The sequence below is a fragment of the Micromonospora sp. CA-249363 genome (assembly GCF_050950185.1).
Taxonomy (GTDB): domain Bacteria; phylum Actinomycetota; class Actinomycetes; order Mycobacteriales; family Micromonosporaceae; genus Micromonospora.
Genome location: NZ_CP192020.1, coordinates 2,350,453 through 2,373,810, shown reverse-complemented (window position 1 = coordinate 2,373,810; position 23,358 = coordinate 2,350,453). Strand labels below are relative to the sequence as shown.

At 73.7% G+C, this 23,358-nt stretch carries 24 protein-coding genes; 8 read left to right on the top strand and 16 right to left on the bottom strand.

Features of this window, described 5'->3' with window-relative positions:
* Positions 1 to 256 precede the first annotated feature (256 nt).
* From ACQPZK_RS10930 to ACQPZK_RS10905, 6 genes are all read right to left on the bottom strand, one after another.
* A complete protein-coding gene (locus ACQPZK_RS10930; RefSeq protein WP_421475776.1) occupies positions 257 to 529 on the bottom strand; it encodes a DUF4235 domain-containing protein in 273 nt (90 codons plus the stop codon).
* Entirely contained in the window at positions 526 to 888 is a 363-nt protein-coding gene (locus tag ACQPZK_RS10925) for a DUF3618 domain-containing protein (protein ID WP_433538178.1), read from the bottom strand. The genes ACQPZK_RS10930 and ACQPZK_RS10925 overlap by 4 nt, the downstream gene beginning before the upstream one ends.
* On the bottom strand, positions 885 to 1,319 hold the full coding sequence (locus ACQPZK_RS10920; protein ID WP_433538177.1) for a phage holin family protein: 435 nt from the start codon (positions 1,317 to 1,319) through the stop codon (positions 885 to 887). The genes ACQPZK_RS10925 and ACQPZK_RS10920 overlap by 4 nt, the downstream gene beginning before the upstream one ends.
* A gap of 294 nt (positions 1,320 to 1,613) precedes the next feature.
* Positions 1,614 to 2,801, bottom strand: coding sequence for a mechanosensitive ion channel family protein (locus ACQPZK_RS10915; RefSeq protein ID WP_433538176.1), 1,188 nt, complete (start codon positions 2,799 to 2,801; stop codon positions 1,614 to 1,616).
* Between the two features lie 82 nt (positions 2,802 to 2,883).
* On the bottom strand, positions 2,884 to 3,705 hold the full coding sequence (locus ACQPZK_RS10910) for a DUF1206 domain-containing protein (RefSeq protein WP_433538175.1): 822 nt from the start codon (positions 3,703 to 3,705) through the stop codon (positions 2,884 to 2,886).
* 59 nt (positions 3,706 to 3,764) lie between these two features.
* Positions 3,765 to 4,130 (bottom strand): hypothetical protein, encoded by a 366-nt coding sequence (locus ACQPZK_RS10905; protein WP_433538174.1) that lies wholly within the window; start codon positions 4,128 to 4,130, stop codon positions 3,765 to 3,767.
* A gap of 75 nt (positions 4,131 to 4,205) precedes the next feature.
* On the opposite strand from ACQPZK_RS10905, the gene ACQPZK_RS10900 reads away from it, so the two are divergent.
* Together ACQPZK_RS10900 and ACQPZK_RS10895 are read left to right on the top strand one after the other, a co-directional pair.
* Positions 4,206 to 5,432: a cysteine desulfurase-like protein gene (locus ACQPZK_RS10900; RefSeq protein ID WP_433538173.1), complete on the top strand. Its 1,227-nt coding sequence runs from the start codon at positions 4,206 to 4,208 to the stop codon at positions 5,430 to 5,432.
* Complete coding sequence (locus tag ACQPZK_RS10895; protein WP_433538172.1) at positions 5,429 to 5,719, top strand: GNAT family N-acetyltransferase; 291 nt, start codon at positions 5,429 to 5,431, stop codon at positions 5,717 to 5,719. The genes ACQPZK_RS10900 and ACQPZK_RS10895 overlap by 4 nt, the downstream gene beginning before the upstream one ends.
* 98 nt (positions 5,720 to 5,817) lie before the next feature.
* Here ACQPZK_RS10895 and ACQPZK_RS10890 read toward each other — a convergent pair whose 3' ends face one another.
* Positions 5,818 to 7,311 carry a glycoside hydrolase family 3 protein gene (locus ACQPZK_RS10890; RefSeq protein ID WP_433538171.1) on the bottom strand — a complete coding sequence of 498 codons (1,494 nt, stop codon included), beginning with the start codon at positions 7,309 to 7,311 and terminating at the stop codon, positions 5,818 to 5,820.
* Positions 7,312 to 7,521: 210 nt separating this feature from the next.
* On the opposite strand from ACQPZK_RS10890, the gene ACQPZK_RS10885 reads away from it, so the two are divergent.
* The 4 genes from ACQPZK_RS10885 to ACQPZK_RS10870 all read left to right on the top strand — a co-directional run bounded on the left by ACQPZK_RS10885 (position 7,522) and on the right by ACQPZK_RS10870 (position 10,980).
* Positions 7,522 to 7,647 carry a hypothetical protein gene (locus ACQPZK_RS10885; protein WP_355053401.1) on the top strand — a complete coding sequence of 42 codons (126 nt, stop codon included), beginning with the start codon at positions 7,522 to 7,524 and terminating at the stop codon, positions 7,645 to 7,647.
* Between the two features lie 88 nt (positions 7,648 to 7,735).
* A complete protein-coding gene (locus ACQPZK_RS10880; protein ID WP_433538170.1) occupies positions 7,736 to 8,686 on the top strand; it encodes a TIGR03557 family F420-dependent LLM class oxidoreductase in 951 nt (316 codons plus the stop codon).
* Positions 8,687 to 8,760: 74 nt separating this feature from the next.
* A complete protein-coding gene (locus tag ACQPZK_RS10875) occupies positions 8,761 to 10,392 on the top strand; it encodes a RecQ family ATP-dependent DNA helicase (protein ID WP_433538169.1) in 1,632 nt (543 codons plus the stop codon).
* An 84-nt stretch (positions 10,393 to 10,476) separates the two neighbouring features.
* Positions 10,477 to 10,980, top strand: coding sequence for a hypothetical protein (locus ACQPZK_RS10870; RefSeq protein WP_421475758.1), 504 nt, complete (start codon positions 10,477 to 10,479; stop codon positions 10,978 to 10,980).
* Here the strand turns inward: ACQPZK_RS10870 and ACQPZK_RS10865 are convergent.
* Positions 10,970 to 12,604 (bottom strand): MFS transporter, encoded by a 1,635-nt coding sequence (locus ACQPZK_RS10865; RefSeq protein WP_433538168.1) that lies wholly within the window; start codon positions 12,602 to 12,604, stop codon positions 10,970 to 10,972. The two genes, ACQPZK_RS10870 and ACQPZK_RS10865, sit on opposite strands and share 11 nt — an antisense overlap.
* 34 nt (positions 12,605 to 12,638) lie before the next feature.
* On the opposite strand from ACQPZK_RS10865, the gene ACQPZK_RS10860 reads away from it, so the two are divergent.
* Together ACQPZK_RS10860 and ACQPZK_RS10855 are read left to right on the top strand one after the other, a co-directional pair.
* Positions 12,639 to 13,400: a TetR/AcrR family transcriptional regulator gene (locus ACQPZK_RS10860; protein WP_433538167.1), complete on the top strand. Its 762-nt coding sequence runs from the start codon at positions 12,639 to 12,641 to the stop codon at positions 13,398 to 13,400.
* Between the two features lie 9 nt (positions 13,401 to 13,409).
* Positions 13,410 to 14,444 (top strand): helix-turn-helix domain-containing protein, encoded by a 1,035-nt coding sequence (locus ACQPZK_RS10855; RefSeq protein WP_433538166.1) that lies wholly within the window; start codon positions 13,410 to 13,412, stop codon positions 14,442 to 14,444.
* A 168-nt stretch (positions 14,445 to 14,612) separates the two neighbouring features.
* Here ACQPZK_RS10855 and ACQPZK_RS10850 read toward each other — a convergent pair whose 3' ends face one another.
* From ACQPZK_RS10850 to ACQPZK_RS10815, 8 genes are read right to left on the bottom strand one after another with little or no spacing between them, the layout of a single operon-like run.
* Positions 14,613 to 15,596 (bottom strand): DNA topoisomerase IB, encoded by a 984-nt coding sequence (locus ACQPZK_RS10850; protein ID WP_433538165.1) that lies wholly within the window; start codon positions 15,594 to 15,596, stop codon positions 14,613 to 14,615.
* Positions 15,580 to 16,533 carry a glycosyltransferase family 9 protein gene (locus ACQPZK_RS10845; protein WP_433539174.1) on the bottom strand — a complete coding sequence of 318 codons (954 nt, stop codon included), beginning with the start codon at positions 16,531 to 16,533 and terminating at the stop codon, positions 15,580 to 15,582. Before ACQPZK_RS10845 ends, ACQPZK_RS10850 begins: the two co-directional genes overlap by 17 nt.
* Complete coding sequence (locus ACQPZK_RS10840; RefSeq protein WP_433538164.1) at positions 16,530 to 17,231, bottom strand: SDR family oxidoreductase; 702 nt, start codon at positions 17,229 to 17,231, stop codon at positions 16,530 to 16,532. The genes ACQPZK_RS10845 and ACQPZK_RS10840 overlap by 4 nt, the downstream gene beginning before the upstream one ends.
* A complete protein-coding gene (locus ACQPZK_RS10835) occupies positions 17,228 to 18,718 on the bottom strand; it encodes a PfkB family carbohydrate kinase (RefSeq protein WP_433538163.1) in 1,491 nt (496 codons plus the stop codon). Before ACQPZK_RS10835 ends, ACQPZK_RS10840 begins: the two co-directional genes overlap by 4 nt.
* A 16-nt stretch (positions 18,719 to 18,734) precedes the next feature.
* Positions 18,735 to 19,418, bottom strand: a complete 684-nt coding sequence (locus ACQPZK_RS10830) for a D-sedoheptulose-7-phosphate isomerase (protein WP_433539173.1) — start codon at positions 19,416 to 19,418, stop codon at positions 18,735 to 18,737.
* Entirely contained in the window at positions 19,415 to 20,632 is a 1,218-nt protein-coding gene (locus ACQPZK_RS10825) for a glycosyltransferase (protein WP_433538162.1), read from the bottom strand. The genes ACQPZK_RS10830 and ACQPZK_RS10825 overlap by 4 nt, the downstream gene beginning before the upstream one ends.
* Positions 20,617 to 21,591 (bottom strand): glycosyltransferase, encoded by a 975-nt coding sequence (locus tag ACQPZK_RS10820; protein ID WP_433538161.1) that lies wholly within the window; start codon positions 21,589 to 21,591, stop codon positions 20,617 to 20,619. Before ACQPZK_RS10820 ends, ACQPZK_RS10825 begins: the two co-directional genes overlap by 16 nt.
* Positions 21,588 to 23,261 (bottom strand): HAD-IIIA family hydrolase, encoded by a 1,674-nt coding sequence (locus ACQPZK_RS10815; RefSeq protein ID WP_433538160.1) that lies wholly within the window; start codon positions 23,259 to 23,261, stop codon positions 21,588 to 21,590. Before ACQPZK_RS10815 ends, ACQPZK_RS10820 begins: the two co-directional genes overlap by 4 nt.
* Between the last annotated feature and the right edge of the window lie 97 nt (positions 23,262 to 23,358).

Below are 23,358 nucleotides of genomic sequence, written 5' to 3'. Positions count from 1 at the left end.
CGCCGTGCGGCCGATTGGCCGTTTTCGAGCAGCGGCGTCTGAGGCGGCCCCCGCGAAGGAGACTTCTCTCAACCCACGCCATCTCGCAACAGCGTGGAACAGCAAATCACGTACGCAAAAAGTCTGCACGACCTGTCCGACGAATTTCTCCGACATGTGACCTGACGGATGCCCGAGATCGCTGGGCGGTGTTGCGAGCCGTGCGAAAGGCCCCCTCCCGTCGATGGGGAAGGGGGGCCTGACATCGATGTCCTGGTCAGTCCGGCCAGTGACCCGTCATCCGACGGACGCCGACCGCTCCGCCCCGGTCCACGGCGGCACGGACCACCGCGAAGATGGCCCCCTGCAACGCCGCGGCAGCCAGGATCTCGCCCCAGCCGCGGTCCTCGTCGGTGGCGCTCGGCGCCTCGCCGTCGCCCGCCGTGACCTTCCAGACCTGCCGGAAGATCGCGCCGGCCACCGTGCCCGCGGCGATACCCAACAACACGCCGACCGGCCGGTACGCGACCTTGCCGATGCTCCTGCTCACCTACGCCTCCCCCGCACGATCATCAGCACCACCACGGTGGCCACCGCGCTGGCGGCGATCGCCGCCCACGGCACCGGGTTACGTCGAACCAACTCGCCCTTCTCGCGGACCAGGCCGCCCTTGTCGTACGCCTGGGCGCGTGCCATTCCGGCGCCGCGCGCGGCCTGCCCGCGAACCCGGGCCACGGTCTGCGCCGCCTGCTCGCGCATCCGCTCCCGCGCCTGCTCGGCGGACTCCTTCAGGCGGGCCTTGACGTCCGCCTTGGCGGCCAACGCCTCCATGGTCTCGCCCAGCTCCACCCGGGTACGGCGGATCTCCTCGCGCAGGGCCTCGGTGTCGCCCGTCCCGTTGCCCGTCATGCCCGTCCCCTGTCCTTCACTGCCGCGGCCACGGTGTCCACGTCGGCACGGAGGCTGCGGACCGTCGCCGCCGGCACCGGCGGGACCGCACGGCTGACCTGCTTCTTGCCCACCAGTGCGAGGATGCCGGCCACCAGGAAGAGCGCCACCGCCACGATCAGCGCGGCGGCCCAGGCGGGCAGCACCAGATCCAGCAGCAGGATCGCCGTGACGACAAGCGCGCCCAGGCCGTAGAACGCCAGCGCACCGCCGCCGCCGAACAGGCCGATCCCGATGCCGGCGTGCTTGCCCTTCTGGGTCAACTCCGCCCGGGCCAGCGCCAGTTCGTCCCGTACCAGACGGGATACCTGCTCGGTGGCCCGCTGCACCAGCTCGGCGGTGGAGGGCTCGCTCCCATTGCGGGATGTGCCGGCATTCGCCACGTCAGCCATGCTGTCCTCCTTTCCTCATCACCGCGCTGTATGCCCGGAGTGGCCGCCCGTCAATCCTAAAACTCGAGGTGCGGCGCACCGTCGTCGTTGTCCGGATGCCGCGCCGACAAGCTGGGTGGGTCACCCCGATCACGGCAGAGACGTCCGGCAGCACATCCCCCGCGCAACCCCAACCAAACCTCCCCAGACCCCACCCCTCCCATTCGCGTCGATCATGAAGTTATTGCCGAACACGCCTAAGCGAGAGGCAACAACTTTCACAAACAACGGAGTGAGGGCCGGGGATGGTGGGGATTAGGGGCGGGATTCTTCGGGGCCCACGAAGGCTTCGCTGCGGGCGTCGCCGTCGTCGCTGCCGCCGAAGACACGGGCGTCGTCGGGCGCCTCGGTGTCGGACGGGCGGCGCACCGGTCGCCTCGGCTGCACCCACTGCCAGGACAGGTTGCTGTTGGCGTCGCCCAGCTCGGTGCGGACGCGGGGCATCGCCGTGGGCCGGTTGTCCCGGATCCAGCCGACCAGGTGCTCGCGGACGAGGGCACGCAGGTCCCACAGGCTGCCCGCGTCGGCGGCGCTGACCAGCGCGCGCAGCCGCACCATCCCGCCGGTGGCGTCGGTGACCTGCAGGACGCAGACCCGGCCGTCCCACAGCTCGGTGCCCTCGACGAGCCGGCGCAGCTCCTCCCGCATGATCTGCACCGGCACGGCCCAGTCGACGTCGAACTCGGCGGTGCCGAGCACGGCCGCCTCGGTGCGGGTCCAGTTCTGGAACGGCTTGCTGGTGAAGTACGAGGTGGGCAGGATCAGCCGCCGGTCGTCCCAGATCTGCACCACCACGTAGCTGAGGGTCAGCTCCTCGATCCGACCCCACTCCCCCTCGACGACCACCACGTCGTCGAGTCGGACCGCGTCACTGAAGGCGAGTTGCAGCCCGGCGAACACGTTGCCGAGCAGGCTCTGGGCGGCCAGGGCGGCCACCACACCGACGACACCGGCGGAGGTCAGCACGCCGGCGCCGATGCCGCGCACGCTCGGGAACGTCATCAGCATCACGCCGATGGTCAGGATGACGATCACCGCGATGGTCAGCCGGCGCAGCATCACCACCTGGGTACGCACCCGCCGGGCGTGCCGGTTGTTGGGCACATCGACCCGGAACCGGGCGAGCGCGGTGTCCTCGACGACGACCAGCAGCGCCGCCACCAGCCAGGCGGCGCTGGCGATCACACAGAGCACCAGCAGGTGCAGCAGGAGCCGGCGCCAGCTCTCGCCGACGGCGTAGCCGGTGGTGAAGCGGGCGGCGAACTGCACCGCGAGGACCGTGGCGGCGACCTGGAACGGGCGGTGCGCGTGGTCGGTCAGCTCGGTCAACAACAGGGACCGGCGGCCGAACCGCCGGGTGATCCGGTGGACGACCTCGACCAGGAAGAGGGCGACCGCCGCCGCGGCGAGCGCGGCGACGGTCGTTTCGAGATAGCTCTGCACGAGTGGGGCGCTTCCCTTCGACCGAGCGGCGGAACTTCGGGCAAAAGCCCAATAGTGCCCGACGTTCTCGGTATCGACCAGTTCAGACCTTGCGGTACCGGGACTGGAGGAAGCAGTAGACGCCGAAGGCGGCGATGCCGAGGGCGACCAGGGTCAGCAGGAGCGAGCCGTACGACTGCTCGCGCAGCGTGTGCAGGGCGGCGTCCAGACCGCGGGCCTTCTCCGGGTCGTACTTCACCGCGGCGACGATGACCAGCAGGCCGGCGATGCCGTACGCGACACCCTTGGCGACGTAGCCGGCGATGCCGAGGCGGCGGGCCAACTGACGGGTCTTGGGGCTCATCTCGCCGGTCTTGAGGTGCTTCTCGAACGTCTTGCGGATGCCGTAGATGACCAGGCCGATGCCGATCGCCGCGACGACCAGCCCGGCCAGACCGACCAGCCAGCGGCCACCGGTGGAGGTCATCAGCTTGCCGCTCAGCGCCTCCTGGCTGTCGGCGCTGTTCGACCCGGCGTCCTTGAACACCTTGAAGGCGGTCCAGGCGAAGTAGAGGTAGACGATGGTCCGGCCGGCCGAGGCCAACCGCTCCATGGCCCGCTCCTTGCCGCGCTCGGCGCGGTGCCCGCCCGCCGCCTCGAGGCCCTGCCAGATCGCCATGGCGAGCAGGCCGACCGCGACGGCGATGACGAGGAACTTACCGAGGGGCTGTTCGGAGAGGGTACGCAGCGCGCCGGACTGGTCGCCGTCGTCGGACGACGTGCCGAACGCGATCTGCAACGCCAACCAGGCGAAGAGGAGGTGGACGATGCCGTAGCCGATGAAGCCGGCCCGGGCGAGAAGTTCCAGCCACCGGCTGTCCGCCGTTCGGGAGGCGGTGGCTTCGGCGCTACGGGTGAGTGACATGGCGTCACAATCTCCGATTACGAAGATTCCCAAACGTCGGCCACCGCCGCCCGCGCGGGTCAGTTGCCCGGGTTGCGGGAAACGCGGATCTTGACCTGCTCGTCGGTGACGCTGTCCACGGTCACCGCGAAGCCGCCGGCCTCGGTGGCCTGCTGGCCGGTGGTCAGGGTGAGCTGCTCGCCGGCGACCTCGACGGTCACCTGGTCGCCCTCGGCGCCGACCAGCTTCGCCTCGACGCCGAGGATGGTGGCGCTCGCCTCGACACCCCGCTCGAAGGTGACCGTGCAGGCGTCCAGCCCGCAGTCGGTGGAGGCGCCCTGGGAGCTGCAACCGGCGAGCAGGGCGAGGCCGAGCGCCACGGCGGCGACCAGGCCGGCGGCACGGCGGACGGGGGGCAGGGGGATGGTGGCGGGTCGGTTCGTCACCCCGCCAAGGGTACGAGACGTCCGCGACGACCGGGCGGGAGCGAGCGTGGCAGGCGTCCCGGCTAGGGTCCGGGCATGGCCTTCGACATCGCCCGCACCCGGGCCGCCTACCCCGCCCTGACCGAGGGCTTCATCCACTTCGACGGCGCCGGGGGCACCCAGACCGCGGCCGGTGTGATCGACGCTGTCACCGACGCCATGCGCGCGGCCGTCGGCAACCGCAGCGCGGCCTTCACCCCGGGTCGTCGCTCGCTGGAGATGGTGGCGCAGGCCCGCTCGGCGGTCGCCGACCTGCTCGGCGCGGAGCCGGACGGGGTGGTGCTCGGGCCGAGCGCGACCGCGCTGACGTACACCCTGGCTCGTACCCTCGGTGCGACCTGGGGGCCCGGCGACGAGGTGGTGGTGTCCCGGCTCGACCACGACGCCAACGTACGCCCGTGGGTGCAGGCCGCGGAGGCGGCCGGCGCGACGGTGCGCTGGGCCGAGGTCGACCGGCACACCGGTGAGCTGCCCAGCGGGCAGTACGCCGACCTGGTGGGCGAGCGGACCCGACTGGTGGCGGTGACCGCCGGCAGCAACGCCATCGGCACGGTGCCGGACGTGCCGGCGATCGCCAAGATCGCACACTCGGTCGGGGCGCTGGTCTGCGTGGACGGCGTGCACTCCGTGCCGCACGGGCCGACCGACCTGGCGTCGCTCGGCGCGGACGTGCTGGTCACCAGCGCGTACAAGTGGTCCGGGCCGCACCTGGCCGCGATGGTCGCCGACCCGAGCCGGTGGGCGGCGCTGCGCCCGGCGAAGCTGGTGCCGTCCTCCGACGCGGCGCCGGACCGTTTCGAGTACGGCACCCCGAGCTTTCCGCTGCTGGCCGGCGTGACCGCCGCGGTGGACCACCTCGCCGCCCTGGACCCGGCCGCGACCGGTGACCGCCGGGCACGGCTGCGGGCCGGACTGGCCGCCGCCCAGGCCCACGAGGAGGCGCTGTTGGAGCGGCTGCTCGCCGGTCTCGCCGAGCGGCCCACCGTCACGGTCTACGGCTCGCCGGCGCGGCGCTGCCCGACGGTCTCCTTCCGGGTCGCCGGGCTGTCGCCGCAGCAGACCCAGCAGGCGCTCGGTGATGCCGGGTTCTGCCTCTCGGCCGGCGACTACTACGCCTACGAGTACTTCCAGACGATGGGTCTGCGCGACAGCGGTGGCGCGGTGCGGGCCAGCATCTACCACTACAACACGGCGGACGAGGTGGACCGGTTGCTCGCCGAACTCGACGTGGTGGCCGCCGGGGCGGGGACAATGGCCCGGTGAGCACCCCCGTCGAGGACAATCCCGCCAAGAACCGATTCGAGATCCTGGTCGACGACGCGTTGGCCGGCTTCACCGCGTACGTCCCCCGTGGGGAGGACGTGCTGGTCTTCACGCACACCGAGGTGGACCCGGGCTTCCAGGGCAAGGGCGTCGGCAGCACGCTGATCCGCGCCACCCTCGACCAGGTGCGCGCCCGGGGTGGCCGCGTGGTGCCGCAGTGCCCGTTCGTGGCGGCGTTCATCGACAAGCATCCCGAGTACGCCGACCTCGTCGCCGAAGCGCCGTAGTGCCGAAGCGGCGTAGTGCCGAAGCGGCGTAGTGCCGAAGCGGCGTAGTGCCGAAGCGGCGTAGTGCCGAAGCGGCGTAGTGCCGTGACGCCGTGGCGTCAGGCGGTCCGGCCGGTCAGCACCTCGGCGGCGGCCTGCCCGCTGGCCCGGGTGGCGCCGTGGGTGGCCAGGTGCACCGCCCCGACGACCAGCTCGGGCACGCCCAGTTCGACCACGACCGCGTCCGGCCGGTTGGCGAGCGCCCGCCGTACCGCCGCGTGCATCCAGTCGTGCCGGTGCAGGTCACGGACGACCAGCACCAGCGGGCGGTCCCCGGCGTCGGCACCCGGGTCGGCGGGCACGTCGTTCTCGGCGTGGCGGACCGTCGTCGTGCCGGGCAGCAGCTCGCCCAGCGGCTCACCGATTCCCCACGGGGTCTCCGCGCCGATGGCGATGTTGCGCGGCGGCTCGAACTCGACCACGTGGGCGACGCGGGTCAGGGGCAGCGCGGTCGGCGCGTCCGGGCCGGTGGTGACCCGGACCGCCCGACGGGCGGCGACCAGGCCGACGTCGGTGGCCCGGTGGCCGGCGCTCGGGCGGGCGGTCCGGGCGGCCACCGTCCAGGCGGCGAGCTGACCGACGCGCTTGGCGGCCTCGGCGAGGCGCTCCTCGGGCAGTTCGCCGGAGACGACGGCGGCCACGATGGCGTCGCGCAGTTCCCGGGCGGCCTCCTCGTCGCTCCGCTCGCCACCGACGCAGATGGCGTCCGCCCCGGCCGCGAGCGCCCGCACGGCCGCGCCCGCGAAGCCGTACCGGTCGGCGACCGCGCGCATCTCCACGGCGTCGGTCACGACCACGCCGGAGAAGCCCAGCTCGTCGCGGAGCAGGCCGCCCAGGATGCGCTGGCTCAGGGTGGCCGGCAGGTCCGGGTCGAGCGCGGGCACCAGCAGGTGCCCGGTCATCATGGCCTGCGCGCCGGCCGCCACGGCGGCACGGAACGGGGCCAGCTCGCAGGCGTCCAGGCGGGCCCGGTCGGCGGTGATGCGCGGCAGGTCGTGGTGGGAATCGACGCGGGTGTCCCCGTGCCCGGGAAAGTGCTTGGCGCAGGCGGCCACACCGCCGCCCTGGAGGCCCCGGATCCAGGCGGCGGTGTGCCGCGCGACCAGCTCCGGGTCGGCCCCGAACGAGCGGACGCCGATCACCGGATTGGCCGGGTTGGAGTTGACGTCGGCGTCCGGCGCGTAGTCGAGGGTCACCCCGGCCGCCGCCAGCTCGACGCCGAGGTCGCGCGCGACGGCCTCGGTCAGCGCCGGGTCGTCGACCGCGCCGAGGGCGTAGTTGCCCGGTCGGGAGCTGCCCCGGCCGGATTCGATCCGGGTGACGTCACCGGCCTCCTCGTCGATCGCCACGATGACGTCCGGCCGCTCGGCGCGCAGCGTCGCGGTGAGCGCCGCCACCTGGGCGGTGTCGACGACGTTGCGGGCGAACAGCACCACCGAGCCGAGCCCTTCGCCGAGCCAGCGGCACACCCAGGGTGGTGGCGTGGTGCCGACGAACCCGGGTTGCAGGACGGCGGCGGCCAACGTCGAGAGGTGTCCGGCCGGCGCGGTCACGCCGTCGCCCCGGAACTGTCGACGTTCCTCGCCGGCGCGGTGACGCCTACCCGCTGGTTGCGCTCGCTCATGCGGCCCCGTACCCCATCTCTCGCGCGCCCTCGGCGCACCGTCCTCGGCAGGCGGTGCTGCCATGGTCACACCGAGCGATTCAATAGTCAATAAACCTTACAGTTGCCCGGTGGGACCGTCCCCGGGAAGAGTGCGGGGATGGACACCGCCCCGCTGGCCGACGCCACGAGCCCGGCCGACATCCCCGGCGTACGCCTGCTCGGCCTGGTGGTCGGCGCTCTGCTGCTGCTCGCCGCGATCCGGGCCATGTTCGGCCGACGCTGACCGATCAGGCCCCGACCCGCCGGTGTGGCCCGGCGCGACCGGGGTACGGCTCTCCCCAACAGCAGGACCGCGCGCCGAAGGGGAAGCGATGAAGATCGGATATTTTCTGTCCAGTGAGGAGTACACGCCGGACGAGCTGCTGGCGCAGGCCCGCGGCGCCGAGACGGCCGGCTTCGAGGCACTGTGGATCTCCGACCACTACCACCCCTGGGTCGACGCGCAGGGGCAGAGCCCCTTCGTCTGGTCGATGATCGGCGCGCTCAGCCAGGTCTGCGCGCTGCCGGTGACCACGGCGGTCACCTGCCCGACCGTACGGATCCACCCGGCCGTGATCGCCCAGGCCGCGGCGACCAGCGCGGTGCTGCACGGCGGTCGGTTCGTGCTCGGCGTCGGCACCGGCGAGGCGCTCAACGAGCACATCTTCGGCGACGCCTGGCCGTCCGCCGACGTGCGGCTGGAGATGCTCGAAGAGGCCGTCGAGATCATGCGCGAGCTGTGGCGGGGCGACTTCGTCAGCCACCGGGGCACGCACTACACGGTGGAGAACGCCCGGATCTACACGCTGCCGGACACCCCGCCGTCGATCTACGTCTCCGGGTTCGGGCCGAAGGCCGTCGACCTGGCCGCCCGGATCGGCGACGGCTACGTGAGCACCATGCCCGACGGTGATCTGGTCCGGCGCTTCCGGGAGAACGGCGGCGGTGACAAGCCCTGCCAGGCCGGATTCAAGGCGGCGTTCGCGGCCAGCGAGGACGAGGGCGCGCGGATCGCGTACGAGCGCTGGCCCAACGCGGGCGTGCCGGGCGAGCTGTCCCAGGTGCTGCCCTCACCCCGCCACTTCGAACAGGCCTCCGAGCTGGTCACGCAGGACATGGTGCGGAAGGCGTTCGTCTGCGGCAACAGCGCCGACGCGCACCTGGAGATGATCGACCAGTACGCCAAGGCCGGTTTCGACGAGCTGTACGTGGCCAACACCGGCCCGAACTTCCAGGGCCTGTTCGACCTCTACCAGCGCGAGGTCCTGCCCCGCCTACGGTGAGACGGAACGCACCCGAGCCCATGATCGCCGCAAGGTGTTTCGGTGGTCATGGGCTCGGGTACCTCCGGCCCTCGATGAAACTGTCCACGCACTCGATGACGTTGCGCCGCGCGGCGAAGAGCCTCTTCGGCTGGAAAGCGCTGCGGCCCAACCAGCTCGCCGCCATGCGCGCGGTGATGAAGCGACACGACGCCCTGGTGGTGCTGCCCACCGGCGCCGGCAAGTCGGCGATCTACCAGATCCCGGCCAGCCTGATCCCCGGCCCGACCGTGGTGATCTCCCCGCTGCTGGCTCTCCAGCAGGACCAGATCGCGGCGCTCAACGAGCGGCAACGTCCCGAGCTGCGGGCGGTGCGGATCAGCTCGAACGAGTCGGCCACGCAACAGGCCCAGGCGATCGCCGAGATCCAGGCCGGGCGGGCGGAGTTCCTGTTCATCACTCCGGAACAGTTGAGCAACCCGGACCGGATGGCCGAGGTCGCCGCGCTGAAGCCGGCACTGGTGGCGATCGACGAGGCGCACTGCATCTCCGCCTGGGGGCACGACTTCCGTCCCGACTATCTGGCGCTGGGCCACCTCATCGAGGGCATCGGCCGACCGCCGGTGGTCGCGCTGACCGCCACCGCCTCCCCGCCCGTACGCGACGACATCATCGCCCGCCTGCGGCTGCGCGACCCGGAGGTCGTGGTCTCCGGGCTGGACCGGCCCAACCTCTTCCTCGAGGTGGCGCACTGTCCCACCGAGGACTACCGGTGGCGACGACTGATCGCCCTGTTGCGCGACGACGAGCGGCCCGGGATCATCTACGTGCCGACCCGCCGCTCGGCCGAGGAGTTGGCCGAGAAGTTGACCAAGGCGGGCTTCCCGGCGCAGTTCTACCACGGTGGGATGCCGGCCGGAGCGCGCAACGACCTGCACGAGGCGTTCCTCGCCGACCAGGTGCCCATCATGGTCGCCACCTCGGCCTTCGGCATGGGCATCGACAAGCCGAACATCGCCTGGGTGGTGCACACGGCGCTGCCGGACTCGCCGGACAGCTACTTCCAGGAGATCGGGCGGGCCGGGCGGGACGGGCAACCGGCCCGGGTGCTGCTGCTCTGGCGGGCCGAGGACGTGGGCCTGCAACGGTTCTTCAGCGGCGGCCTGCCGGACGAGAACGAGCTGCGGGACCTGGCCGCGCTGCTGCGCCGCAAGCCGGCCACCAAGACCGAGCTGCGGGAGGCCACCGGCCTGGGGCCGCGCAAGCTGGGCCAGTACCTGTCGCTGTTGGAGCAGGTGGGTGCCGCGGAACCCCGCGCGCGCCAGCGCATCGGGGCCCCGCGCTACTCCCCCACACCCGTCGACGCGGCGGCGGCGGCCCTGGCCGAGGCGGAACGCCAGCAGGCGGTGACGCGTTCGCGTACCGACATGATGCGGGCCTTCGCCGAGACCACCGCCTGCCGGGGGCAGACCCTGCTGGCCTACTTCGGCGAGCAGATGACCGAGGTCTGCGCGCACTGCGACAACTGCCACCGGGGCACCAGCACGGCCGACGAGGGCGCGGTCGGGCCGTTCCCGGTGCACAGTCAGGTGCGGCACGGCGAGTGGGGGCGTGGCCTGGTGCTCAGCTACGAGGACGACAAGATGACGGTCCTCTTCGACGAGGTCGGGTACAAGACCCTGTCGGTGCGCGTGGTGTCCGAGCAGGGCCTGCTGACCCTGGACTAGCCTGACCCGGGCACCGCACGGGCCCGGTGGATCGACTGAAGCAGCATCGATGACCAGACAGAGCAGGGCGGAAGGGGCATTGCCGTGATCGAGCAGCCGGCGTACACCGGTTTCGGTTTCTCCGACGAGGAGTGGGGGCTGCTGGTCGGCCTGCCGCAGTCGGTGCTGACCGCGGCGAGCGCCGCCGAGTCCGACGGCACCCGTCGGACCATGGCGGAGAACGCGGCCGGTCTGGAGTCCATCGGTGCCGGCCGGGAGTCGGCCAACCCGCTGGTCGCCGCCGTGGCCGGCGAGATCGTGACCCGGGTCGGCGACCCCGAGGCCGGCGAGGAGCTGCCGGTCATCGCGCCCGCCGACCCCCAGGCGTACATCGACGACGTGCTGGTGCGGGCCCGTGAGGCGGCTGTGCTGCTGGCCGCGCGGGTCGACGAGGGCGAGGCCGGCGCGTACAAGCACTGGCTGGTGACCATCGCCGACCAGGTCGTGGGCGCGGCGTCCAGCGGCGGTCTGCTGGGCCTCGGCGGCGAGTCGGTCAGCGACTCCGAGCGGCGGTTCCGCGACCGACTCGCCCACGTGCTCAACGACTGACCGGGGCGGCGTCCGACGGCGACGGTTCGGTCGGCTCGGCGGCCAGCGCCGCGGGGTCGGCCGGCCGGACGCCGCGCAGCGTCAGCAGCGCGGTCACCGCGCCGAGGGCCATCACCACCATGGCGGCGATCGCGGCGAGGTGCAGCCCGTCGGTGAAGGCGAACCGGGCCGCGTGCAGCACCGCGTCGCCGACCTCCGCCGGCAGTCCCCGGGACACGGCGAGCGCGCCGCCCAGGGTCTCGCCGGCCGCGTCCCGGACGCCCGTCGGCAGCCCGGCCGGCAGCTCGTCGAGAACCTCACGGCGGTAGATCGCGGCCCCCACACTGCCCAGGATGGCCATTCCCAGCGCGCCGCCCAGCTCACTGCTGGACTCGGTCAGCGCGGAGGCGACACCCGCCTGCTCCGGAGGCGCCGCGCCGAGCACCAGCTCGGTGACGAGCGACATCACCATCACCAGGCCTCCCGCGTACACGCTCGCGCCGACGAGCAGCAGCCAGAGCGGCGTGTCGGGCGTGACCCGGGTCAGCACCGCGAAGCCGACGACGGCGATCGCGAAGCCGGCGCCGATCAGGTACGCCCGCTCGACGCGCTGGGCGAGCGCGGCGGCGGCCGGCGCGACGCCGCCCACCGCGAGCGACGGGACGAGGCTCCACAGTGCCGCCCGCAGCGGGCTCAGCCCGAGCACCAACTGGAGGTGCTGGGTGGTGAAGATGGCGAACCCGACGAGGGCGAACATCGCGAGCAGGTTGATCGCCAGCGATCCCGCGAAGCCGTGCCGGCGGAACAGCGCCAGGTCGATCATCGGGTACGCCCGGGTCCGCTGCCGGCGCAGGAAGAGCGCCCCGACCAGCAGGCCCGCGACGACCGCCAGCACCCGCCCCGCGCTGACGCCGTCGCGGGCCATCTCCTTGATGCCGTAGATCACCGGCAGCAGCGCGCCGAGCGACAGCGCCGCGCTGACCAGGTCGAACCGGCCGCGCGCCGGGTTGCGGAACTCGGGCACCAGGACCGGGGCGAGCAGGAGCAGCAACAGCATCGCCGGGATGTTGATCAGAAAGATGGAGCCCCACCAGAAGTGCTCCAGCAGGACGCCGCTGAGCACCGGGCCGACGGCGATGCCGCCGGTGAGCGTGGCGGTCCAGATGCCGATGGCGGTGCCCCGCTGCTTCGCGTCGTGGAACATGTTGCGCACCAGGGCGAGCGTGGACGGCATCAGGGTGGCCCCGCCGACGCCGAGTGCGGCCCGCGCGGCGATCAGAGTCGCGGCGCTGTCGGCGTACGCGGCCAGCAGGGACGCCGCGCCGAAGGCGGTGGCGCCCAGCAGCAGGAGCCGACGCCGGCCGATCCGGTCGCCCAGGGCGCCCATGGTGATCAGCAGCCCGGCCAGCACGAAGCCGTAGATGTCGAAGATCCAGAGTTGCTGGGTGGCGCTGGGCCGTAGCTCCTCGCTGATGAACGGGACGGCGAAGTAGAGCACCGACACGTCCATCGAGACCAGCAGCAGCGGCAGCATCAGCACCGCGAATCCGATCCATTCCCGCCGGCCCGCGCGAGGCGCCGGTGCGGTCGTCGCTGTCATGGAGACTCCTTCTGCGTATGACGTACGCTTTAATGCGTAGACCATACGCAGAACTAGGATGGCGGGGCAAGGAGGAAAAGTGGCGGAGACGAAAGACGACAGTGGCCCGGCGCTCCCGCCGGCCATCCAGAGCGCCTGGGGGCTGCGCGAGCGGCCACCGAAGGGCCCCCGGCCGGGCCTCACCGTGGCCGGCATCGTCGACGCGGCCGTCCGGGTCGCCGACGCCGACGGGCTGGCCGCCGTCTCGATGGGCCGGGTGGCCAAGGAACTGGGCGCCGCCACCATGGCCCTCTACCGCCACGTCGGCTCGAAGGACGACCTGCTGACGCTCATGGTGGACGCCGGCTACGGCCCCGCGCCGGGCCCGGCCGCGCGGGGCGGCGACTGGCGTGCCGGCCTGACCCGCTGGGCCTGGGCCGAACACGACGTCCTGCGACAGCGCCCCTGGTTGCTGCACATTCCGATCGCCGGACCGCCCGCCACACCCCAGCAGCTCGGCTGGCTGGAGGACGGGCTGGGTTGCCTCGACGGCGCCCCGCTGCCCGAGAGCGCGAAGATGTCCATCCTTCTGCTGGTCACCGGCTACGTGCGCAACGAGGCGATGCTCACCAGCCAGATCGCCGAGGGCAGCCGGGCCGCCGGTGTCGAGCCCGACGAGATGATGCCGGCGTACGGCGCGATGGTGGCGCGACTGATCGACCCGGTCCGCTTTCCGGCGCTGACGCGGGTGGTCGAGGCCGGCGTCCTCGACCAGGCCGACGACCCGGACGACGAGTTCACGTTCGGCCTGGACCGGATCCTCGACGGCGTCGAGGCCCTGATCGCCCGCCGGACGGCGTGAGGCAGCCCGATGCTACCCAGGAACACGATCGACACCACCGTCCTGCCACCCGCGGAGCGATTCGGAATGTGGCTGGATCTGGTGGCGCGCACCTCCGCGCCGTTGCGGGTCGAGTCCGCGCACGCCGCTGACTTCGCCGCCCGGGCCGACTTCACCGATCTCGGCGCGATCCAGCTCGTCGAGTACCGGTACCCCTCGCTCGACGCCACCCGCACCAACAAACTGATCCGACAGTCGGACCCGGAGCTGTACATCCTCGCCTTCACCACCAGCGGGATCGGCACGTCCAGCCAGGACGGTCGGCGCAGCGAGATTCTGGCCGGCGAGTTCACCTTCTACGACGCCTCGCGCCCGCACGACGTCTGCCACCACGCGAACGAGCCGGGGCGGACCCGGGCCACCTCGATCATCACGCTCATCCCGCACTCCGCACTCCCGCTGCCGCCGAAGCGGATGGCCGCGCTCTACGGCGGCCGGATGTCCGGCAGCGAAGGGCTCGGGGCGCTGCTGGCGCAGTTCCTGATCCAGGTGACCGGGCACCCCGAGCAGTACCACGCCGCCGACGCCGGCCGGCTCGGCACGGTGGGGCTCGACCTGGCCACCACCCTGCTCGGCCGGAACCTGGTCGCCGAGGACGCGGTGCCGACCGAGGTCCGCCGCCGCGCGCTGGTCACGCAGGTGCAGGCGTACGTCCACCGCCACCTGGGCGACGCCACGCTGGGCCCGCAGACCATCGCGGACACCCACCACATCTCGCTGCGTACGCTGCACCGCCTGTTCGAGACCGAGAACACCACCGTGGCGGCGTACATCCGCGACCTTCGGCTGGCCCGGTGCCGGCGCGACCTCACCGACCCGGCGCTGCGGGCCCAGCCCGTGCAGGTCATCGCGGCACGCTGGGGCTTCGGCGACAAGGCCCACTTCAGTCGGGCATTCCGGGCGGCGTACGGGATGAGCCCGCAGGCGTGCCGCGACGGTGACCCGGTTACGGCACGGGACGTCAACGACCTGGCGTCCAGAGTCAACTCCGCCCAGGCAGACTGAGAACCGACGCGGCAGAGGCGGCGCCCGCGTACCCCGGGCCCGCGTCGACCGCGAACGGGGGCCGTGGCGAGGCGCCCGCCGTGGCACGCGGCGGGCGGCCGCCCGGTGTCGCCCCCGGCCGAGGCTCCGGCCCCGTCGCTTCCCCCCCAGGATCGTCGGCGGGGCCGGTCAGGCCTTCTCCAGCAGTTCCAACACGACCCGCTCCACATCCTCGCGGGGGGCGCCCGGGTCGACCGGCACCACCACCCCGTCGTGGTAGAGGTCGACGACCCGTGGGTCCACGTAGGACGTCCGGGCCACCGTCGGGGTGTTGCCCAGCAACTCCGCCACCGCGCGCATCACCGCGGCCACCGCCCTGCGCCGGGCGGTGACCGAACGGGCCGGGTCGGCGGCGGCCAGCTCGGCCGCCGCGAGCACCGTGGCGTGCCAGGTACGGAAGTCCTTGGCGGTCATCTCACCGCCACTGGCGTCGCGCAGGTAGCCGTTGACCTCGTCGCTGCGAACGTCCCGCCACTCCCGACCGTCCCAGTAGCCGAACAGCCGGTCCGCCCTGCGACGACGTCGACGCAGGTTGACCAGAACCTCGCACAACTGCGGGTCGTCGATCCGGCGTACCTGCTCGATGCCGCCCTTGGCCGGGAACTCGAAGACCACGCAGTCACCCCGTCGTCGCGCGTGCTCGGGGCGCAGGGTGGAGACCCCGAACGTCGGATCGTCGCCGGCCGCGTACTGGTCGCTGCCGACGCGGAACATCCCCATGTCGAGCAGGCGGGCCACGGTGGCCAGCACCCGATCGCGGCTCAACCCCCGCCCGACGAGGTCCTGCCCCACCCGCTCGCGCAGCGTCGGCAGCCGTCGGGCCACCTCCAGCATGTGGTCGAACTTCGCCGCGTCCTGCTTCTCCCGCCACACCGGGTGGTAGAGGTACTGCTTGCGCCCCGCCGCGTCGACGCCGGTGGCCTGGATGTGGCCGTTCTCGTGCGGCGCGATCCACACGTCCTGCCAGGCCGGCGGGATCACCAACTCCCGCAGCCGCGCCAGGGTGGCCGGATCGCGCACGACACCACCGCTCGGGTCGACGAAGGTCCAACCCTCGCCGCGCCGACGTCGCCGGTAGCCGGGCCGACCCGGATCGCTACGCCGTAACCGCACCGGAGACCCGCACCACTCTCTCCACCTCGTCCACGGCGGCCAGCACCTCGTCCAGTGGCAGAGCCGTCAATGTCGGGTGGCTTCCTACCCCGTCCCACCTGGGCCAATCCCCCTCGCCGACCCAGAGCGCCCGGTGCCGGGGACGGTCCGGTGGCGGCCCCCACGCCGCCGGCGGCACCGGCCCGAACAGCACCACCGAGGCGGTCCCGTACGCGGTGGCCAGGTGCGCCACACCGGTGTCCCCGCTGACCACCAGCCGCGCGTCGGCGACCAGCGCGGCCAGCGCGCCGAGGTCGGTCCCGCCCGCCAACACGGCGGCCGGCGGCAGACCGGCCGCCCCGGCCACCCTCTCGGCCAACCCGCGTTCATCGGCCGAGCCGGTGACCAGCACCCGGTGCCCCCGCTCGCGCAGCGCCCGGGCCAGCGCCGCGAACCGCTCGGCCGGCCACCGCTTGGCGGGCACGTTGCTGCCCGGGTGCAGCAGCGTCGCGCCGACCGGCAGTCCGGCCACCTCGGGCCGGCGCAGGCCCAGGTCACGGCGGTCGGTCGGGATGTCGTACCAGGACAGCAGCCGGCACCAACGGTCCACCTCGTGCTCGTCGTCGGCCCAGCGCGGGCCGTCGCGGAACCCGGCGTCGGCGTTGGCGAAGGCGACGAGCCGCCCGGGACGGGCGGCGGCCAGCAGTCGGTGTGACTGCGGCCCGCGCCCGTGCAGGTTCACCGCGACCTCCGGGGCGCGGCCCGGCCGCAGCGGTCCGTCCAGCCCGGCGGTGTCCACCAGCCGATCGACGCCGCCGACCAGGTCGACCAGCGGGGCCAGACCGCCGGGCGCGGCGAGCGCCAGCTCCCGATCCGGGTACGCGGCCCGCAGCGCCCGCAGCGCGGGCACCGCGGTCACCAGGTCGCCGACGCCGAGGGCGCGCAGCACGAGGATCACGGGTACGACGTCTCCTGCTCGGCGCACACCACCATCTCCCGTACCGCGCAGCCGGGCGGCTGTCGCAGCGCGAACATGATCGCGGCGGCCGTGTCGACGGGGTCGTTGAGGATGGCGTCCGGGCCCGGCTTGTACTGCGGATCGCGTTCGTCGAAGAACGCGGTGCGCATGCCGCCGGGGATGAGCAGGGTGACCCCGACCTGACCGGCCAGCTCGGCGGCCAGCGCACGGGTGAACCCGACGACGCCGAACTTCGCCGCGCAGTACGCGGTGGCGTCGCTGACCGCCTTGACGCCCAGGGTCGAGGCGACCGTGACGATGCGCCCGGCGGAGGTCTGCAGGAACGGCAGCGCGGCCCGGATCACCGCGGCCGTGGCCAGCAGGTCCACCATGACGATCCGGTCCCACGTCTCCCCCGGGACGTCGGCGAGCTTGCCCGGCACGTCCATGCCGGCGGCCGTCACCACGGCGTCCAGGCCACCGGCCTGCTCGGCGAGGTGCCGGGTGGCCGCCTCGGCGGCGCGGGTGTCGGCGAGGTCGCACTCGGTCCAGTCCACCCCGTCGACTGGCGGCTGCCGGTCCAGCACGAGTGGACGGCCGCCGGAGGCGGCCACCGCCGCGACCACCGCCGCGCCGAGCCCACTGGAACCGCCGGTGACCAGGACGGCGGGTCCGGCGTCGGGTCGTGTGGCGGTCATCGGGTCCGCTCCCCTGTGGTCGAGACCGGTACGGCGACGCCGCCCGGCTGTGGCGGACCGACGGTCGTGCCGGCGGCGGCGCGCGCGATGAGGTCGGTGGTGGAGCGGCCGTCCAGGTAGGGCACGACCACCGTGTTCCCGCCCCACCGGCGCAGCACCTCCGCCTCCGGCAGCGTGGGCGTGTCGCCGGCCCCGCTCGCGTAGTCGCCGCCCTTGACCCAGACGTCCGGACGCACCCAGGACAGCACCGCCTCGGGCGTCGGCTCGTCGAAGACGAGGACGGCGTCGACGCAGCTCAGGGCGGCCAGCAGCCGGGCACGATCGCCCTCGGGCAGCACCGGACGCTGCGGCCCCTTCAATCCGGCGACGCTGGCGTCGGAGTTCACGCAGACGATCAGGCAGTCGCCGAGCTGCCGGGCGGCCTGAAGGGTGGCCAGGTGCCCGGCGTGCAGCAGGTCGAAGCAACCTCCGGTGGCCACCACCGTGCCACCGGCGTCCCGTACCTCGCCAAGGAGCGCGGCGACCGCCGCCACACCCACCCGCTCGGCGCCGACGGCGGGCCGGCGGGCGCCGCGCACGCTGACGACGTCGGCCGGGGCCGGCAGGGCGGTGGCCACTCCCCCACCCGCCACGTACGCGCAGGCCTCGGCGACGGCCGCCTGCACCGCCTCGGAGACGAGCGCGCCCTGGGCCAGCGCGAGGCTGGCAGCGGCGGCGAACCGGTCACCCGCCCCGCAGGTGTCGCCCTCGGCGCTGCCCGAGGTGGGCACCACCAGCGGCGTCGACCCGGCGTGGCAGAGCAACGCGCCGTCCCCGCCCAACGTCACCGCGACCGCGCCCGCCCGCCACCGTCGACGCAGCCCCTGCGCGCCCTGCGAGGCGGTGGCGATCCGGGACGCGCCGGGCAGCGTCGGGACCAGCTCGCGGACCTCCGACTCGTTCGGGGTGGCCAGGTGTACGCCGGGTACCGCCGCCGGCCCACGCGGGTGCGGGTCCCAGACGACCGGCGCGCGCGTGGCGGCCAGCGCGGCGCGCAGCGCGGGCTGCCGGGCGACGCCCCGGCCGTAGTCGCTGACCAGCACCGCCGACGCGGCGGCGAGCACCCGCAGCACCTCGTCGGAGGGCGGGCCGGGCTCACCGGAGGGGCCGCCCCGGTCGTGGCGCAGCAGCACCCGCCCCCGGGCCCGCAGCCGGATCTTCTCCGGCGTCGCCCCGGCGAGGGCCAGCGGATACACCTGCACACCGGCGGCGGCGAGCAGCGCGCTGAGCCGTGCGCCCCCGGCGTCGTCGGCGAGCGCGGTGACCAGCACCACGTCGGCGCCCTGAGCGGCGGCGAAGACCGCCGCGAGGCCCGCGCCGCCGGGCCGGTCGACGGCCGAGGTCTCGTCGAGCACCGGCACCGGGGAGTCCGGGCAGAGGCGGTTCACCACCCCTTCCACGTCCCGGTCGAGCAGGGTGTCCCCGACGACCACCACGGGTCCCCTCACGCTTACCTCCTCATGCTCACGCGTCGATCTGCTGTGCGGTCGGGCCGTCGAGCACCACCTCGACCCCGGTGCGTACCGGCCCGGACGCGAGTCGAGCGGCCGTCGCCGGCTCGGCGGCGGCCAGCGCCGCGGGCAGTTCCCTCTCGAGGTATTCGCAGATCAGGTGACTGGTGACGAGGTGCAGTTCCTGGACGACCTGGGTGTCGGCCGACGACACGGCGAGCACCTCGTCGCAGACGTCCGCGAGGGCGTTGGGGGCGGGTCCGGTGAGCGCCCAGGTGGTCAGCCCGGCGTCGCGGGCGGCGTGCGCGGCGGTGAGCAGGTTGCCGCTGGCGCCGCTGGTGCTGAGCAGCAACAGCACGTCGCCCGGTCGGCCGTGGGCGCGGACCTGGCGGGCGTAGACGTCGCCGTAGCCGTAGTCGTTGGCGATGGCGGTCACCGCGCTGGTCTCGGCGTGCAGGGCGATCGCCGACAGGGGCTGGCGGTCGTCGTGCAGCTTGCCGACCAGCTCGGCGGTGAGGTGCTGAGCCTCGGCGGCGCTGCCGCCGTTGCCGGCGACGAGCAGTCGTCCGCCGCCGGCCAGCCGGTGTGCCAGGTGCGCGCCCCAGCGCGCCAACTGCGGCTCGTACCGGCGGTACGGGTCCAGTGCCGCGGCGAGATTGGTCAGGTGCGTATCGAGCGGGCTGACCGCCGGCATCAGGCCACCACCCGGGTCGGGCGGCGGACGGCGGCGACCTCGTTGTAGACCTCGGTGAGGCGTTCGGCGGTGGCCTCCCAGGAGTACCGCGACCGGGCCCGCTCGCGGGCCGCCGTGGCGTACCGGAAGCGGCGGATCCGGTCGCCGAGCAGGCCCCGGATCGCGGCGGCGAGGGCGTTGGGGTCGCGGGCCGGCACGAGGTCACCGGTCGTACCGTCGACGACGGTGTCGCGGATGCCGCCCACGGCGGTACCGACGACCGGGACGCCGCACGCCATCGCCTCCAACGGGGTCAACCCGAACGGCTCGTACCAGGGGGCGGCGACCAGCAGGTCCGCCGAGCGGTACCAGCGGCCCATCTCCTCACGGGGCACCGCGCCGACCAGGTGCACCCGGTCGGCGACTCCACACGACTCGGCGAGAGCCCGCAGCCGCCGGGCGTACGGGTCGGTCTCCAGCAGCCCCTCGGGCGGGCCGCCGACCACGACGCACTCCGCGTCGGGCACCAGCGCCATCGCGCGGACGACCGTCTGGAAGCCCTTGCGCTCGACCAGCCGGCCCACGGTGAGGATGCGGGCGCGACCCGGCTCCCGGTCGGCGGCCGGCCCGAGCGGGGCGAACGAGGCGAGGTTGACGCCGGAGGGCACCACGGTCATCCGGGACCGGGGCACCCCCATCCGGACCAGCTCGCCGACCTCGTCGCGGCACTGGGCGACCACCCGGTCCACCGAGCGGCCCAGCTCCCGCTCGTAGGCGATGCGCCGGGCCGGGCTGGTGTCCTGCACACCCTGGTAGCGGCGCTTCACCGTGCCCAACGCGTGGTACGTCTGCACCACCGGCACGCCGGTCTGCCGGCCGGCGGTCAGCGCGGCGAGGCCGCTCATCCAGAAGTGCGCGTGGATCACCTCGGGCGTCCAGTCCCCGCTCCGCCACCGCTCGACGAGCCACCGGCTGAACTCGCGCATGTGCGGCAGCAGCGCGTCCTTCGCGACGGGCTCGGCCGGACCGGCCGGGACGTGCACCACGTCGTACCCGTCCGGGGCCCGGACGGTCACCGGCAGGTCGAGGGCGTCGCGGCGGGTGTAGACCCGCACGTCGTGCCCGGCGGCGACGAGCGCGGCGGACAACTCGGCCACGTGCGTGTTCTGGCCGCCGGCGTCCTCCCCTCCGAGGATGGCGAGCGGGCTGGCGTGCTCCGAGATCATCGCGATCCGCATACTTCCTCCTCCAGCAGCCGGTCCCAGTCAGCGAGGAAACGGTCGAGGCCGTATCTGTCGCGCGCGGCGGCCTGGGCCGCCACGCCGGCCTGGCGTGCGGCCGCCGGCTCGGCGATGAACCGGCGGGCGGCGTCGAGCAGGACGTCCATCCGGGTGGCGAGGGCCCCCGCCGCCGGGGGCACCGCGGTGACCGCCTCGGTGGTGGCGAGGGCGACGACCGGCATGCCGATCGCCATCGCCTCGATGAGGCTGAGCCCCAGGCTGGTCCAGCGGCACAGGTGCAGGTACGCCCGCCGGCGGGCCAGCTCGGCGTGCATCCGGTCCTGCGGGACGTCGTCGTGGCTGGTGAGCCGGTCGGCGGGCAGTCCGAGGTGGTCGGCGAGGCCCGCGACACCCATGCCGAACACGTCCAGGGGCGCGATCTCGGCGAACTGGGGCAGCAGGTCGGTGCCGGTGACCCGGCCCCGCCGTACCGGCTCGTTGATGACGACCGCGAGCCGGTCCAGTTCACCCGTGTACGACACCGCCGGCGCGACGATGCCGTGGTCGACGACGGTGGTACGGGTCGCGCCGGTGTCCCAGAAGATCTGGTTGAACCCGGTGACGTGGGCGACGAGCAGGTCGTCGCGGTCGGCCATCGGGTGCCGGGTGTTGGGGACGTCGCCCTTGGGCGTGTTGTGCTCGACGTAGATGGCGGGCAGGTCGCGACCCGGACGCCGGCCCAGCCACTGCTCGGCCAGGTCGACCTCCTCGGGGCGTTGCAGGACGACCACGTCGACGTCGGCGTCCGGCAGGTCGTCGGGCGCCACCTCGACGGCGCTGTCCGGCCACGGGTACGTCCGCGCCCGGCCGAGGCCGTACGGACCCCGGTCGGGCGTGGTGGGGATCAGGTAGCGGTGGCCGCCGTGCACGAAGGACGTCGTCCAGGAGCCGTGCACGTGCCAGAGCAGGATGTTCATCGGACGCCACCACCGCTGGCGGTCAGTGTCCGTACCGCCTCGACCACCTCGGCCGGGTCGACGTCGCTCAGGCACGGGTGGCCCGGGACCGGGCAGCTCGCCGCCCGGGTGTCGCGGCAGGGCGCGTTCGCGTCGCCGAGCCGGACGGTGGGCACGCGGTAGGGACCCCACTGCCCGAAGGGGACGGTCGGCGCGAACAGACTCACCACCGGTACGCCGGCCGCGGCCGCCAGGTGGGCGGGCCCGGTGTTGCCGACCACCACGGCGGCGGCGTCGGTGACGAGCGCGGCCAGCCCGGCCAGGTCGGTCGTACCACCGAGGTCGGTGCCGCCCGCCGCCGCGACCCGGGCGGTGACCGTCCGCTCGTCGGGCCCGCCGGTGACCAGCACGCGATGCCCGGCCGCGCTGAGCGCCCCGGCGATGCGGGCGGCCAGCTCGGTCGGGCAGGCCCGGCTCGACGCGGCCGAGCCCGGGTGCAGCACCACGTAGCCGGGGTCACCGACGGCGGCCGGTCGGGACGCCACGGCGTCGTCGCGGAGCCGCAGCACGGGTTCGTCGCCGGCCGGCAACCGGTGACCGGCCGCGGCGGCGAGCGAGAGCGCGCGCTCGGGTTCGGGGACACCCGCCGGCACCCGGTGGCGGATGTCCACCAGCGCGCCCGGGTAGTCGTCGCTGATCGCGGCGATCCGGGTGATCCCGGCCATGCGCAGCAGCAGCGCCAGCGGCAGGGCGGACTGGTGGAACGAGGTGAACACCACCGCCTCGTCCGCGCCGACGGCGGCGAGGCGGGCGGTCAGCCGTCGCATGTCGTGCGGGTCGACGGGTGTCGGCGCGGGATCGATCCACGGCAGCGGATGCTCGATGATCTCGTCGACGCCGGGCAGCAGCTCGGCGGCGGCACGTCCACGGGGTCCGCAGAGCAGCACCACCCGTCGCGCGCCCGCCGCGACGGCCCGGATCGCCGGCCCGGTGACCAGCACGTCCCCGGCCGAGTCCGAGCGCACCACCAGCGCGGTGCCCACCGGCTCGGCGGTCCGTGCGGGCTGCACGGCCCGCTGGCGGCGCAGGATCTCGTCCACCGCGGACGGCAGGTCCGTCGCCACCCAGCCGGCGGCGGCGATCTCCTCCGGGCGGGTCACCGGCGTGGGCACCAGCACCCCGGCCGCACCGGCGGCCAGCGCCGCGCCCACGTCCCGGCCGATGTCTCCCACCAGCACGCAGCGCGACGCACGCGTACCCAGCTCCCGGGCGGCGGCGTGCACCAGGCCGGGCGCCGGCTTGCGGCAGTCGCAGCCGTCGGCGTCGTCGTGCGGGCAGACCAGCCAGGCGTCGAAGCCGCCCAGCAGCTCCTCGACGCGGGCGTGTACCGCCCGCATCTGCTCCTCGTCGAAGTAGCCCCGGGCCAGGCCGGACTGGTTGGTCACCACCGCGAGGCGCAGACCGGCGGCCCGCAGTCGGTCCAGCGCCGCGCGGACCCCGGGCAGCGGGCGTACCTTCTCCGGGTCGCCGTTGTACGGCACGTCCTCGATCAGGGTGCCGTCGCGGTCCAGCAGGACCGCGTCGTACAGGACGCTCCCGTGGGGTGCGGCAGGCCCGCGACCAACCCGGCCAGCACCGGCGTACACCCGGGCTGACCTGCGCTGATACGGATCCTCCTGGTCCTGTCGCACAGCCGGCGGGTTCCCGGCGCCCGAAGGAGTAAACGTCGTCGTCGGCGCCGTGGGCCAACGCCACCGGCGGTGCCCTGGTCGGCCTTACCCGCCGCTG

Coding starts and splice junctions, on each gene's coding strand:
- ACQPZK_RS10925 (WP_433538178.1), bottom strand. CDS start 888: ATGACGGGCAACGGGACGGGCGACACCGAGGCCCTGCGCGAGGAGATC.
- ACQPZK_RS10920 (WP_433538177.1), bottom strand. CDS start 1,319: ATGGCTGACGTGGCGAATGCCGGCACATCCCGCAATGGGAGCGAGCCC.
- ACQPZK_RS10910 (WP_433538175.1), bottom strand. CDS start 3,705: ATGTCACTCACCCGTAGCGCCGAAGCCACCGCCTCCCGAACGGCGGAC.
- ACQPZK_RS10900 (WP_433538173.1), top strand. CDS start 4,206: ATGGCCTTCGACATCGCCCGCACCCGGGCCGCCTACCCCGCCCTGACC.
- ACQPZK_RS10885 (WP_355053401.1), top strand. CDS start 7,522: ATGGACACCGCCCCGCTGGCCGACGCCACGAGCCCGGCCGACATCCCC.
- ACQPZK_RS10880 (WP_433538170.1), top strand. CDS start 7,736: ATGAAGATCGGATATTTTCTGTCCAGTGAGGAGTACACGCCGGACGAG.
- ACQPZK_RS10875 (WP_433538169.1), top strand. CDS start 8,761: ATGAAACTGTCCACGCACTCGATGACGTTGCGCCGCGCGGCGAAGAGC.
- ACQPZK_RS10865 (WP_433538168.1), bottom strand. CDS start 12,604: ATGGTCTACGCATTAAAGCGTACGTCATACGCAGAAGGAGTCTCCATG.
- ACQPZK_RS10855 (WP_433538166.1), top strand. CDS start 13,410: ATGCTACCCAGGAACACGATCGACACCACCGTCCTGCCACCCGCGGAG.
- ACQPZK_RS10840 (WP_433538164.1), bottom strand. CDS start 17,231: ATGACCGCCACACGACCCGACGCCGGACCCGCCGTCCTGGTCACCGGC.
- ACQPZK_RS10825 (WP_433538162.1), bottom strand. CDS start 20,632: ATGCGGATCGCGATGATCTCGGAGCACGCCAGCCCGCTCGCCATCCTC.
- ACQPZK_RS10820 (WP_433538161.1), bottom strand. CDS start 21,591: ATGAACATCCTGCTCTGGCACGTGCACGGCTCCTGGACGACGTCCTTC.